At 40.5% G+C, this 13,391-nt stretch carries 11 protein-coding genes; 7 read left to right on the plus strand and 4 right to left on the minus strand.

The features are described from left to right. Positions 1 to 18: 18 nt before the first annotated feature. The gene (gene gyrA / locus CWC04_RS08210) at positions 19 to 2,718 is read right to left on the minus strand and encodes a DNA topoisomerase (ATP-hydrolyzing) subunit A (RefSeq protein WP_024034094.1); all 2,700 of its coding nucleotides are present in this window, start codon (positions 2,716 to 2,718) and stop codon (positions 19 to 21) included. Positions 2,719 to 2,896: 178 nt separating this feature from the next. Here gyrA and ubiG point away from each other — a divergent pair, with 178 nt between their 5' ends. The 5 genes from ubiG to yfaE all read left to right on the plus strand — a co-directional run bounded on the left by ubiG (position 2,897) and on the right by yfaE (position 8,458). Then, positions 2,897 to 3,607, plus strand: a complete 711-nt coding sequence (gene ubiG / locus CWC04_RS08215) for a bifunctional 2-polyprenyl-6-hydroxyphenol methylase/3-demethylubiquinol 3-O-methyltransferase UbiG (protein WP_004587866.1) — start codon at positions 2,897 to 2,899, stop codon at positions 3,605 to 3,607. Further along, positions 3,607 to 4,287, plus strand: coding sequence for an HAD family hydrolase (locus CWC04_RS08220; RefSeq protein ID WP_138685118.1), 681 nt, complete (start codon positions 3,607 to 3,609; stop codon positions 4,285 to 4,287). The genes ubiG and CWC04_RS08220 overlap by 1 nt, the downstream gene beginning before the upstream one ends. A gap of 412 nt (positions 4,288 to 4,699) precedes the next feature. After that, positions 4,700 to 6,982: a class 1a ribonucleoside-diphosphate reductase subunit alpha gene (gene nrdA, locus CWC04_RS08225; RefSeq protein ID WP_138685119.1), complete on the plus strand. Its 2,283-nt coding sequence runs from the start codon at positions 4,700 to 4,702 to the stop codon at positions 6,980 to 6,982. 73 nt (positions 6,983 to 7,055) lie between these two features. After that, positions 7,056 to 8,186 carry a class Ia ribonucleoside-diphosphate reductase subunit beta gene (nrdB, locus tag CWC04_RS08230; protein ID WP_004587863.1) on the plus strand — a complete coding sequence of 377 codons (1,131 nt, stop codon included), beginning with the start codon at positions 7,056 to 7,058 and terminating at the stop codon, positions 8,184 to 8,186. Next, positions 8,186 to 8,458, plus strand: a complete 273-nt coding sequence (yfaE, locus tag CWC04_RS08235) for a class I ribonucleotide reductase maintenance protein YfaE (RefSeq protein WP_004587862.1) — start codon at positions 8,186 to 8,188, stop codon at positions 8,456 to 8,458. The genes nrdB and yfaE overlap by 1 nt, the downstream gene beginning before the upstream one ends. A gap of 2 nt (positions 8,459 to 8,460) precedes the next feature. Here yfaE and CWC04_RS08240 read toward each other — a convergent pair whose 3' ends face one another. The 3 genes from CWC04_RS08240 to CWC04_RS08250 are packed head-to-tail and all read right to left on the minus strand — an operon-like array spanning position 8,461 to position 10,032. Beyond that, a complete protein-coding gene (locus CWC04_RS08240) occupies positions 8,461 to 9,063 on the minus strand; it encodes a DUF1287 domain-containing protein (protein ID WP_138685120.1) in 603 nt (200 codons plus the stop codon). Between the two features lie 21 nt (positions 9,064 to 9,084). After that, a complete protein-coding gene (locus tag CWC04_RS08245) occupies positions 9,085 to 9,564 on the minus strand; it encodes a hypothetical protein (protein WP_138685121.1) in 480 nt (159 codons plus the stop codon). Between the two features lie 39 nt (positions 9,565 to 9,603). Continuing rightward, positions 9,604 to 10,032: a hypothetical protein gene (locus tag CWC04_RS08250; protein WP_024034088.1), complete on the minus strand. Its 429-nt coding sequence runs from the start codon at positions 10,030 to 10,032 to the stop codon at positions 9,604 to 9,606. Positions 10,033 to 10,244: 212 nt separating this feature from the next. Here CWC04_RS08250 and CWC04_RS08255 point away from each other — a divergent pair, with 212 nt between their 5' ends. Continuing rightward, entirely contained in the window at positions 10,245 to 10,634 is a 390-nt protein-coding gene (locus CWC04_RS08255; protein WP_004587858.1) for a YkgJ family cysteine cluster protein, read from the plus strand. A 124-nt stretch (positions 10,635 to 10,758) separates the two neighbouring features. Then, complete coding sequence (locus CWC04_RS08260) at positions 10,759 to 13,140, plus strand: TonB-dependent receptor (RefSeq protein WP_138685122.1); 2,382 nt, start codon at positions 10,759 to 10,761, stop codon at positions 13,138 to 13,140. Positions 13,141 to 13,391 lie beyond the last annotated feature (251 nt).

A 13,391-nucleotide genomic window follows, 5' to 3' on the forward strand; every position in this document is an offset into this window, starting at 1 on the left:
CCGCTTTTTCAATTTCAGTTATTCAGAAGGTGGATTATCATCCGTTGCTTCTTCATTTACTGTATCAACCGTTTCAACGTCTTCAATATCAACTAAGTCACTGTCTGTAACTTCAATCTCTTCGATACGTTGTAAACCAACTACTTGCTCTTCGTCAATAGTTCTGATCAAAATAACACCTTGGGTGTTACGTCCAACCGTCGATACTTCATTAACGCGGGTACGTACTAGCGTACCACGGTTTGAAATAATCATTATTTCGTCATTATCGTCAACTTGTACAGCGCCAACTACTGCGCCATTACGCTCACTCACCTTAATAGATACAACACCTTGTGTTGCACGGCTCTTAGATGGGTAATCTTCAAGTTGAGTACGTTTACCGTAACCGTTTTCAGTCACAGTTAAAATAGCACCATCAGACTTAGGCACAATTAACGACACTACGCGTTGGTCATCGGCCATCTTAATACCACGAACACCGGTAGCAGTACGACCCATAGGGCGAACACCTTTGAAACGAATTTCAGGGTTGCCTTCTTCGTCGAGTACCGGGTTGCCGTTTTCATCAACAACAGCAGACTCTTCCGCTTCTTTAAAGCGTACCACTTTACCTGCATCAGTAAACAACATAATTTCGTTGCTACCGTCGGTAATATCAACCCCAATAAGGCTATCGCCTTCGTTAAGGTTTACCGCAATAATACCGCTTGCACGTTGACGGCTGTATGCCGTTAGTGGTGTTTTCTTCACAGTACCAAATGCAGTTGCCATGAAAATGTATTTATCTTCTTCGTACTCGCGTACAGGTAAGATAGCAGTAATGCGCTCATCATCTTCAAGTGGCAGTAAGTTAACAATTGGCTTACCGCGAGCGGCGCGACTAGCCAGTGGTAACTGGTAAACTTTAAGCCAGTACAAACGACCCGCAGTAGAGAAACATAAAATGGTATCGTGGGTATTAGCCACTAAAAGACGCTCAATGAAATCTTCATCTTTCATCTTCGTCGCTGACTTACCTTTACCACCACGGCGCTGTGCTTCGTAATCAGACAATGCCTGATACTTAACGTAACCTTCGTGCGACAGGGTCACAACAACATCTTCTTCGTTAATTAAATCTTCAAGGCTAATATCGTGCGCTGCCGCGTTAATTTCTGTACGACGCTCATCACCATATTGCTCTTTAATTTCAACTAACTCATCACGAATAACTTCCATTAAACGCTCAGGGCTACCTAAAATGTGTAGTAGCTCAGCAATTAAATCTAACAGCGATTGGTACTCTGCTAAGATTTTTTCATGCTCAAGACCGGTTAGTTTGTGTAAACGTAAATCAAGAATTGCTTGTGCTTGCTGCTCAGAAATATAGTACTGACCATCGCGAATACCCAGCTCACTTGCCAGCCAATCTGGGCGTGCTACGTTGTCTTCGCCTGCTTTTTCAAGCATAGCTTGTACGTTACCTAAATCCCATGGGCGAGCTGTTAAGGCTACTTTAGCTTCTGCTGGGGTTGGCGATTTACGAATTAGCTCAATAATTGGGTCGATGTTGGCAAGCGCAATTGCTAAACCTTCAAGGGTATGAGCACGGTCGCGCGCTTTACGTAAATCAAATACGGTACGGCGTGTAACCACTTCACGGCGGTGAATAACAAACTCTTCAAGCATTTCTTTTAAGTTGAAACACTTAGGTTGGTTGTTAATTAATGCAACCATATTCATACCAAACACAGTTTGTAACTGAGTTTGTGAATATAAGTTGTTGAGGATAACTTCACCTACATCACCACGTTTGATCTCAATAACGATACGCATACCGTCTTTATCTGATTCATCACGTAGTGCGCTAATGCCTTCAATTTTTTTATCTTTAACAAGCTCAGCAATTTTTTCAATTAAGCGTGCTTTGTTAACCTGATAAGGAATTTCGTGCACGATAATGGTTTCGCGGCCTGTTTTTTCATCGGTTTCGATGTCGGCGCGTGCACGCATGTACACTTTACCACGGCCGGTTAAATAAGCATCTTCGATGCCTTTTTTACCATTAATAATGGCAGCCGTTGGGAAATCAGGACCCGGAATGTAATCCATTAATTCATGAATCGTTAAATCAGGATTTTGAATAAGCGCTAAACAACCATTAACCACTTCAGTTAAGTTATGTGGTGGAATGTTTGTTGCCATACCTACCGCAATACCTGAAGAACCGTTAACAAGTAAGTTAGGCACTTTGGTTGGTAAAACGTCAGGAATTTGTTCGGTACCGTCGTAGTTAGGAACGAAATCAACCGTTTCTTTTTCAAGATCGGCTAATAACTCATGCGACATTTTTGCCATACGTACTTCTGTATAACGCATTGCCGCTGCTGAATCACCATCAACCGAACCGAAGTTACCTTGGCCATCTACAAGCATATAACGTAGTGAGAATGGCTGTGCCATACGCACGATGGTGTCATAAACTGCACTGTCGCCGTGTGGATGGTATTTACCGATTACGTCACCGACCACACGGGCCGATTTTTTGTAAGGCTTATTCCAGTCATTACTAAGCTCGTTCATTGCAAACAAAACGCGGCGGTGAACAGGTTTTAAACCATCACGTACGTCTGGTAATGCACGTCCTACAATTACGCTCATTGCGTAATCAAGGTAGGAGTTTTTTAACTCGTCTTCAATATTGACTGGCAGAATTTCATTGGCGAGATCAGTCATTTGATATCACATTCCTTCAGTATCAGCTCTTAGCAACCCGGTATTAGGCGCCAAGAGTATTTGTTATTATTTCTAAGCGACCATGCTATCACAATTAATTTAAATTTACAGGCGCAAAACTTTGCGATTTATCAATTTAGCCCTATATAATGGCCTCAGATTGACGAGGAAGTATTTTATGACCGAACATCAAAATGTAGATAACGCAGAAATAGCAAAATTTGAAGCCATTGCAGAGCGATGGTGGGACCAAGACGGAGAGTTTAAACCTCTTCACGAAATTAACCCATTACGATTAGACTTTGTGGCTAACAAAACCCAAGGCTTATTTGATAAAGAAACACTCGATGTAGGCTGTGGTGGCGGCATTCTTAGCGAAAGCATGGCACGCATGGGCGCACACGTAACCGGTATAGACATGGGGCAAGAGCCACTCACCGTAGCAAAGCTTCATAGCCTAGAAACCGGTGTAAATGTTGACTATATAAAAGTACCTGCAGAAGAATTTGCAACCCAGCACCCTGCTCGCTTTGATGTAATAACCTGTATGGAAATGCTAGAGCATGTACCTGACCCTGCTTCTATTATTCATGCAGTAGCAGAGCTTGCCAAGCCAGGGGCTGATGTGTTTTTCTCAACCCTAAATAAAACGCCTAAAGCTTACTTGTTTGCTATTGTAGGTGCTGAAAAGCTGCTAAAAATGGTGCCTGAGGGCACACACGATCACAACAAATTTATCAAACCTGCACAACTTATTGCATGGGCTGAACAAGCCGGTTTAAAAGTACGTGCCAGTGCTGGCCTGGGCTACAACCCGCTTTCTAAGCAGTATTCATTAAATACAGATGTGAGTGTTAATTACATTCTTCATTTTGAGAAGTTAGCATAATGGCTAGCTCTCATACCCCCTTAACTCCTTTTGAGTACGACGCTTTCTTATTTGATTTAGATGGCACCTTGCTTGATACAGCAGACGATTTAGGTGCTGCTTTAAATGCTGTACTTAAAAGTGAAGGTGTTGCGCAAGTTACGCCTGAAGCTTATAGAAAAGTAGCGTCTAATGGCGCCGGCGCACTACTTGAACTTGGCTTTAAAGCGCAATGGGCATCGCAACCACAAACTGAACGTATAAAACAATTAGTCAGCCACTACAGCCAAAACCTAGCGACACACACCCGCTGCTTTGAAGGCATAGAATCATTACTCATAGCCCTTGATAACCAAGGTATAAAATGGGGAATAATGACTAATAAGCCAGGGTTTTTAACCGATCCATTAGTGGCTGCTATACCCGCTTTAAAAAATGCACACGTTGTGATCAGTGGCGATACCCTCACCGAGGCTAAACCATCACCTTTACCCTTACTACACTGTACAAAACTGATGAACGTAGATCCTAAACGTTGCTTATACATAGGTGATGCTCAACGTGATATAGAAGCAGGTAAAGCCGCAGGTATGCACACAGCAACAGCGCTTTGGGGCTATATACCAAGTATTGATGAGGCCAAGGGCTGGGAAGCCGATTTTAACTGGCACAGCCCTATTGATGCTTTTAACCATATATAGTGCCATGTAAATTATTAAACACTATATATTGTGATTGTGTTAGTTTTTATGCAAAGCTTGTTGATAAAAAAAGCAGTCGAAATTTATTTTCAAAATGCATAAATTTAGCAGATCATTAGTTGATTTTTAGCTATTTCAACTTAAATGATTGTTCGAAGGTGAGTGACTACTAACACAAATACGTTATCCCAAAGTTATCCACAAATAGGGGCAATTATGTCCCTTGCAAATCAGCTCAGACCACACTATCTTGTGATCTCTAAATTGAACAACACCAGATATTGTGGCCAAATGTTATTCAATTAAATTCGCCAATACGGTGAAACTTATAATAAATGAATACGTACCTTGCTTTAGCGAGGTATAAAGCATTGGTCAAAATACACAATTCCCAAGGAATACAGGCAAAGCTATGAACCAACAGTTATCTGTAAGCAAGCGTGACGGGCGTAAAGAGCCTTTAGATCTTGATAAGATCCATCGCGTTATTGAATGGGCCGCCGAAGGTTTAAACAACGTATCGGTTTCACAGGTTGAATTAAAGTCACACATTCAATTTTACGACGGTATTCGTACAAAAGACATTCACGAAACCATCATTAAAGCAGCAGCCGATCAAATTTCAAAAGAGTCGCCTGACTACCAGTACTTAGCTGCCCGCTTAGCTGTATTCCACTTACGTAAAAAAGCGTATGGCCAGTTTGAGCCACCACGTTTATTTGACCATGTTACAAAAATGGTTGAAGACAAACGCTACGACGCTCATTTACTCGTTGATTACACAGAGCAAGAGCTTGATGAGCTAGATGCTTATCTTGATCATTCGCGCGATCTTAACTTTAGCTACGCAGCAGTAAAGCAGCTTGAAGGTAAATACCTAGTACAAAACCGCGTAACGGGTGAAATTTACGAAAGCGCTCAGTTTTTATATATCTTAGTGGCTGCGAGTTTATTCTCTGACTACCCGCGCGAAACACGTACTGACTACATCAAACGTTTTTACGATGCAGTATCAACGTTTAAAATCTCTTTACCTACGCCAATTATGTCGGGTGTGCGTACGCCTACGCGTCAGTTTAGCTCGTGTGTACTTATTGAATGTGGCGACAGCCTTGATTCAATTAACGCCACATCATCTGCCATTGTTAAGTACGTTTCACAACGTGCAGGTATTGGTATTAACGCTGGCCGTATTCGTGCTTTAGGTAGCCATATCCGTAATGGCGAGGCGTACCACACAGGTTGTATTCCTTTTTATAAGCACTTTCAAACAGCGGTTAAAAGCTGCTCGCAAGGTGGCGTACGTGGCGGTGCTGCAACGTTATTCTACCCGCTTTGGCATTTAGAAGTAGAAAACCTACTAGTACTTAAAAATAACCGTGGTGTTGATGATAACCGTGTTCGTCATTTAGATTACGGCGTACAGTTTAATAAACTAATGTATTCTCGTTTAATTAAAGACGACTACATTACGTTATTTAGCCCATCAGATGTGCCTGGCCTTTACGATGCATTCTTTGAAGACCAAGACGAGTTTGATGCGTTATACGTAAAATACGAGCAAGACGAGTCTATTCGTAAAAAGCGTATTAAAGCGATTGAGCTTTTCTCAATGTTCGCACAAGAGCGTGCCAGCACAGGTCGTATTTATTTACAAAATGTGGATCACTGTAATACGCACAGCCCGTTTATTTCTAAAGTGGCGCCAATTCGCCAATCTAACTTATGTTTAGAAATTGCATTGCCAACTAAGCCGTTAAATAACGTAAACGATGAAGAAGGCGAAATTGCACTTTGTACGCTATCTGCATTTAACCTAGGCGCTATTGAGTCACTTGATGAGCTTGAAGAGCTTGCAGAGCTTGCAGTACGTGCACTTGATAACCTACTTGATTTCCAAGACTACCCAGTACCGGCTGCACGTAATGCCACTATGAGCCGTCGTACGTTAGGTATAGGCGTAATTAACTACGCTTACTACCTTGCTAAAAATGGTAAGCGTTACTCAGATGGCAGTGCTAATGCACTGACTCACAAAACGTTTGAAGCAATTCAATACTACTTAATGAAGGCATCAAACGAGCTGGCTAAAGAGCGTGGCGCGTGTCCTAAGTTTAACGAAACAACGTACTCTCAAGGTATTATGCCAACTGATACGTACAAACGTGACTTAGATAAAATTTGTGATGAGCCACTGCACTTAGATTGGGATTCGTTACGTGCCAGCATTAAAGAGCACGGCATGCGTAACTCAACACTTAGCGCATTAATGCCTTCAGAAACATCGTCGCAAATCTCTAACGCAACTAACGGTATTGAGCCACCACGTGGTCACATTAGCGTTAAAGCAAGTAAAGACGGTATTTTAAAACAAGTAGTTCCTGAGTACGAACGCTTAAAAGATAACTACGAGCTACTGTGGGATATTCCATCAAACGATGGTTACTTACAGTTAGTGGGCATAATGCAAAAGTTTATTGACCAAACTATTTCGGCCAATACTAATTATGATCCAAACAAATACGAAGGCGGTAAAGTACCTATGAAAGTCTTATTAAAAGACTTACTAGGTGCATACAAGCTTGGTGTTAAAACACTTTACTACCATAACACCCGCGATGGCGCATCAGATGCACAAGACGACACTCCAGAAGTGGAAGATGATGATTGTGCAGGCGGCGCGTGTAAAATTTAATAGTTAAACTTAAAGCGGGCTCTTTGCCCGCTTTGTCCTGATAGTTTTAGTGATAGTTTTTTGAGTGATAGACATGTCTTATACTACTTTTAGTCGTAACCATAATGATCAAATGCAAGAGCCAATGTTTTTTGGCCAAACCGTTAACGTTTCGCGTTACGATCAACAAAAATACCCTATTTTTGAAAAATTGATTGAAAAGCAACTTTCGTTTTTTTGGCGTCCAGAAGAAGTAGACGTAAGTAAAGACCGTTTAGACTTTCAAGCATTACCAGAGCACGAAAAGCACATATTTTTAAGTAACTTAAAATATCAAACGCTGCTTGATAGTGTACAAGGCCGCTCGCCAAACGTTGCCCTACTCCCTATTGTGTCTATTCCTGAGCTAGAAACATGGATAGAAACATGGGCATTTAGTGAAACTATTCACAGTCGCTCTTACACCCACATTATTCGTAACGTTACACAGTCACCAGAACTTATTTTTGATGACATAGTTAGTAACGAAAAAATTAGCGAACGTGCTGATGCGGTAACCACCTACTACGATGATTTAATCAATGGTGTGTCGCTTTATAACCTGTATGGCGAAGGCAAGCACGAAATTAACGGTCAAACCGTTGTAATTAGCTTATTTGATCTTAAAAAGAAACTTTACCTTGCCATGATGTCGGTAAATATTCTTGAAGCCATTCGTTTTTATGTCAGCTTTGCGTGTTCGTTTGCCTTTGCTGAGCGTGAATTAATGGAAGGTAACGCTAAAATCATCAAGCTAATCGCACGTGATGAAGCGCTTCACCTGTCGGGTACGCAGCATATTTTAAACATTATGCAAGATGGTAAAGATGACCCTGAAATGGCGATTGTTGCCGCGCAGTGCCGTGAAGAAGCCATTAAAATGTTTGTTGAAGCCGCAGAGCAAGAAAAAGAATGGGCAGAGTACTTATTCAAAGATGGCTCTATGATTGGTTTAAACAAACACATTTTATGTCAGTATGTTGAATACATTACTAACGCACGTATGACCGCCATTGGCCTGCCTGCGCAATTTGAAAACAACAGTAACCCGATTCCATGGATCAACTCATGGCTTGTGTCTGACAACGTGCAAGTTGCACCGCAAGAAGCTGAAATTAGCTCATACCTTGTAGGTCAAATTGACTCACAAGTAGATGCCTCAGAATTTGGTGACTTTGATTTATAATGAGTGACAAACCCACTGCAAGTATAACGCTTGCAGATAACAGCCAGTGTATAGAATTTAGCACTGGCTGCCCTTCTGTTTTACATTGCTTAGAAAACCAAAAAATAGACGTAGCGTATCAATGCCGCGAAGGCTATTGTGGCGCGTGCAGAGCCACGTTAGTCTCTGGCCAAGTGCACTATAACGAAGAGCCTTTAGCGTTTGTACGCGAGGGGGAAATACTGCTGTGCTGCTGTAAGCCAAACGGTAATATAAGTATTAATTTAAAATAAATTTACTGCGTTTTATTCAAATACTGTGGTTCAAACCGGTAGTGCCCCGTGATTTTATAATCAAAAAGCATATCGGTTTTTTCTGCCCCACGCCCAATGTTATGTACAATTAATGGATTGCCAGTTTGTACTGAACGCTCATTAACTACCATCCCTATATGTGGCAGGTTACCCGGTAACATCCAAGTCACTATATCACCTGTTTTATACTCTTCAGGGCTATCAGATAATACTAACGCACGACCCTGTCTTTTAAAGTAGGTTTGTAAGTTAGGCACTCTGCGGTGGTCTATATTTTTATCGGGTTTGGTCAGTCCCCAAATACGCTTTGAGGGGTATAGAGTAAAATTGTCACGCATGTCTTGGTGTACTAACTGTTGTAAATCTATACCTAACTGGCGATAAGCACGAATAATCACATCGGTACACACCCCAATATTACTTGGCACGTCACCACCTGGGTAACTTATTGAACGATAACTCCCATCATACGTAACTTGGTGTGTTGTTCGCTGTATTAATGCAGCAGTTATGTCTTCTTCAAATGAATTTGCTAACGCACTAAAAGGCGCTAATACACTAAAATATAACCATACATTAGCCATATTCTGTTCCTTGTAAAAAATTTATAATGCATCCAGTACATACTCAGGCACATTTATTTCCTCGCCTGAATTTATAAAGTGAGTATCGAGCGAATAAGCCATAATTTCAAGCGGTGCATTGTGATAACCAAAGTGCTTAATTTCATTCATATAGCGCTCTATAAAGGCTAAAGCACCAAGATTTTGCCACTGCAATACATGCACTAATTCATGAAAATGTACGCGCAAGTTATCAACACTTGTCGGCAACAAGTAGTAAGTATTTTTATAAGTTATGCCACTGACTTTCATATCAATAAATTCACCCAGCCCCATGGCACGTAAAGCAGCAAAATCGGGCTTGGGTATTTCATCGATTACAACATAAAAGGCATTTTCCAAAAATTCAGTTGGGTAAAAACCTGCAAACTGTGCTGTAAATTGAGTGCAGCACACCCGTTTGTATTTATATTTATGATTTACCTTATCAATCCATTGCTCGATTGCGGTTAATATATCCATATTCCAAACCTCATTAAAATCGCGACTAACTAGGCTTAATTAACCTTCTTCTTCAGTCAGTGACTCAAGTAAATCATGAATTTCGGCTTTAAGCGCTTTATCTTCAATTTTATTAGCGCTGACCTTGGCATTTTTTAGGCTTTTAATCGCTTCATTTTTTTGTCCAAGCTCTATTTGTAGAGTTGCCATTGAATAAGCAACCGACGACATATGATCTTTATTATTGATTGCAACCGACTTTTGTAGCGCTTTTTCGTATGTGGTAATTGCCTCTTCAAGTTCTTCGGTAAAGTCAGCTAAGGTTTCCCACTGTACAGGGTGATCTTTTGAAGTATTCTCGTTTTCTTCACAAATAGCTTTGAGCCTAGAAAATAATAATTCAAACCTTTTACGGTCGTTTCTATTTGCAGCTTCCATCAGTTGCTCTGCTAAATCATGTACTGCTTTATATACTTTGGTGTTCATCATCAGGAACTATCCTTAACTGGTCACTAAACTAACTATTTAGAGGCGCCCTAATCTTATTAGAACGGCTAATTATTTAGGTGTAATAATACATTATTAATAGATAGCGGGTTGGAATTAAAAGTGTGGTTTTAAAATTATATATAAAAAAGTAATCCACGTTAGTTACAGTGATACACTGAGAAACTAATGGACACCTAATATACTGGCTAAAAATGAAAGAGTGCAACCAATGCGGTAAATGCTGTATTAAATACGGTGGGGGCGATTTAAGTGCAACCGTACAAGAAATTGAAATGTGGGCACTGTTTAACCCAGAGATTTATCAATATGTTAAAGATGATGAAATTTGGTTTGATCCAAAAACGCAAATGCGACTCTCCACTTGCCCCTTTTTAGAAATAGCGCCCAAAAAAGAGCCCTCTCATAAAACAATGTATACCTGTAGCATTTACCTAGATAGGCCAGAAGATTGCCGCCATTATCCAAGCCTGGTGTCAGAAATGATACGTGATGAATGCGAAATGATAGAACCTATCGATGTAAAAAACCAAACTAGAGCACAACATAAGCTTAATATAATTATGCTTGATAGCCGCTCTTAATCAGCTTATCTTATTTGCGTGTTTATTCATCGAAAAACATTAAGCTATAGTATAACATTGTTGATAAGTCAAAAACGCGGTGTTATATTATATCACAACATAGTAACCGCGAACCTTTAAGACAATGACAAAGTTAACATTAATTTCCTCTGCAGTTTTTTCTGTTTTATGTTCTCATTCAGCACTTGCTGCTACCGTTACCGGTAAAATAACAGACGATAAAAACCAACCTATTGAAAACGCAGCTGTACACGTACATGGTAAAGACCAAGGTGTAAGAACCAACGCACAGGGCGAGTTTTCTATTGATGTAGACTCTCAAAGTCAATTGCATGTAAGTAAAGACAACTTTATAGACTCGCGTATTGCGGTAAATGAAAACTCAAACAATGTAACGGTGTCGCTTACACCTACCTCGGTAGAAACCGTTGTTGTATATGCCTCTGCACTGCATAAAAATAGCTTAGAAATGATTTCGCCGGTAAGCGTTTTATCAGGTGATGAGCTTAAAAACAAATCAAAAGCGACCCTTGGCGAAACACTAAAGGGCTTACCAGGTGTTAATGCCAGTTACTTTGGTCCGGTGTCATCAAGCCCTATTATCCGTGGTTTAGATGGCCCTCGCGTTAAAATTACCCAAAACGGTTTAGATGCCAGCGATGCATCACGCATTGGCCCTGACCATGCAACATCAAGTGACAGCTTAGCAGCTGAACAAATTGAAGTATTGCGCGGTCCAAGCACCCTACTTTATGGCTCAGGTGCAATTGGTGGTGTGGTAAATGTGGTTGATAACCGTATTCCAACGAGCAATTTAGATGATTTAACCGGTGCTGCTGAATACAGCCATGACACGGTTTCTAACTCAAATACCGTGGCTGCAAAACTAGAAACAGGAAATGACGGATTTAACTTTCATTTTGATGGGACTAAACGCAGCGGTGATGACTATGAAACGCCTACATTTAACATTACAGATGAAGATGGTGATGTTGAAACTCATAACTCTGTAGAAAACACTTTTATTGATAGCGACACATTTAATGTGGGTACGAGTTATGTGGGCGATCATTTAACGGTTGGCTTTTCTTACGGTAGCATTGAAACCGATTACGGTATTCCTGGACATGAGCATCATGATCATGACCATGAAGGTGAAACCGAAGAAGAACACGATGAGCACGCAGATGAAGAGGAAGAAGAGTCTGTTTATGCACATCTAGAGCAAGATCGTTGGCAAGGTCTTATAAGCTATGCGCTTGATAATAACTGGATTGAAAATATTAACCTTCGTGTTGGCTACACTGATTACAAACACAGTGAAATTGAAGACGGTGAAATTGGCACCACCTTTAAAAACGAAACAACTGAAGCACGCTTAAATGTAGAGCACAAGTTAGCGCAGTGGCACGGTATGATGGGCTATCATTATAGCGAATCGGACTACGACGCAATTGGCGAAGAAGCATTTACCCCTGCAAGTGTAACCACTACACATGCGTTATACCTACTTGAAGAACGTGAATTTGGTGATGTTACACTCGAGCTTGGTGCGCGTATTGAAGATTACGAAATAACAAGCACAATTACCGAAAGCGAGCACGCACATGATCACGATGAAGAAGAAGATCATGACGAAGGCGAAGAAGAAAGCATTGCATACAGCGAAAGCTTTACTAATGTAAGCGCCTCTGCCGGTGCTATTTGGCAATACACACCAGGGCAAAGCGTAGCACTTAGCTTATCTCACTCTGAGCGTGCGCCCCTTTCTGCTGAGCTTTTATCAAACGGATTACACATTGCTACAGGTACTTACGAGTTAGGCCTTGGCTATCATATTGAAGATAACGAGATTCACTTTGAGCCAGAAGACATTAAACAAGAAAAATCGACCAATTTAGATTTTAGCTTTAGACGTTTTAGCGGTGACTTTGGTTACACAGTTAACTTTTTCTATAACGATATTAAAAACTTTTATTATCAACAAAACACTGGATTAGTTTACGACGAAGAAGATGGTTTAAAGTCTGCAATTGGCGCTCACGATGATGCGGTTGCCGTATATCAATTTGCCAGTAAAGATGCTGAACTCTATGGTGTAGAATTTGATGTACACTATCAAATTGACCCTAATGCCATGGTTAAAGTATTTGGTGATTCAACACGCGCTAAGCTAAAAGACGACGAAGGTAACTTGCCGCGCATACCAGCAAATAAATTAGGATCTGAATTACAATACAATGTAGGCGATTTACAACTAACACTCACAGGTACGCACTACTTTGAGCAAGATAATATTAGCGCCTATGAAACTAAAACCGATGGCTACACAATTGTTGATGCACAAGCTAATTATCAGTTAAGTTTAGGCGCTATAGATACGCAGTTATACTTAAATGTAGATAACATTACAGACGAACTTGGCTTTGTTCACAGCTCGTTTATAAAGGATAAAGCCCCACTACCTGGTAGAAATTTCCGCTTTGGTATTAGAGGTTATTTTTAATAACGCTTTGGCATTTATTTAGTTACTTTTAAAGCCGCATTTTATATGCGGTTTTTTTATGCCTACTCATTTAATTAACTAGGTTATTTACTTGTTGTAATAGCGTTTGTAGCGCAGGTAGCAAGTTTATCTTTCCCCCAAAATAACTCACTTAATTATGCGGATTGGCCTACATTATTAACGTTTTTAAAGCTTGGTATAAAACCACAAGACACAAAAAAGCCGCGGACAAGACCACGGCTTTTTAAATA

The sequence above is a fragment of the Pseudoalteromonas sp. S2893 genome (assembly GCF_005887105.1).
Lineage (GTDB): Bacteria > Pseudomonadota > Gammaproteobacteria > Enterobacterales > Alteromonadaceae > Pseudoalteromonas > Pseudoalteromonas atlantica.

Coding starts and splice junctions, on each gene's coding strand:
- yfaE (WP_004587862.1), top strand. CDS start 8,186: ATGAGTGACAAACCCACTGCAAGTATAACGCTTGCAGATAACAGCCAG.
- CWC04_RS08245 (WP_138685121.1), bottom strand. CDS start 9,564: ATGGATATATTAACCGCAATCGAGCAATGGATTGATAAGGTAAATCAT.
- CWC04_RS08260 (WP_138685122.1), top strand. CDS start 10,759: ATGACAAAGTTAACATTAATTTCCTCTGCAGTTTTTTCTGTTTTATGT.
- gyrA (WP_024034094.1), bottom strand. CDS start 2,718: ATGACTGATCTCGCCAATGAAATTCTGCCAGTCAATATTGAAGACGAG.
- CWC04_RS08220 (WP_138685118.1), top strand. CDS start 3,607: ATGGCTAGCTCTCATACCCCCTTAACTCCTTTTGAGTACGACGCTTTC.
- CWC04_RS08250 (WP_024034088.1), bottom strand. CDS start 10,032: ATGATGAACACCAAAGTATATAAAGCAGTACATGATTTAGCAGAGCAA.
- nrdA (WP_138685119.1), top strand. CDS start 4,700: ATGAACCAACAGTTATCTGTAAGCAAGCGTGACGGGCGTAAAGAGCCT.
- ubiG (WP_004587866.1), top strand. CDS start 2,897: ATGACCGAACATCAAAATGTAGATAACGCAGAAATAGCAAAATTTGAA.
- CWC04_RS08255 (WP_004587858.1), top strand. CDS start 10,245: ATGAAAGAGTGCAACCAATGCGGTAAATGCTGTATTAAATACGGTGGG.
- nrdB (WP_004587863.1), top strand. CDS start 7,056: ATGTCTTATACTACTTTTAGTCGTAACCATAATGATCAAATGCAAGAG.
- CWC04_RS08240 (WP_138685120.1), bottom strand. CDS start 9,063: ATGGCTAATGTATGGTTATATTTTAGTGTATTAGCGCCTTTTAGTGCG.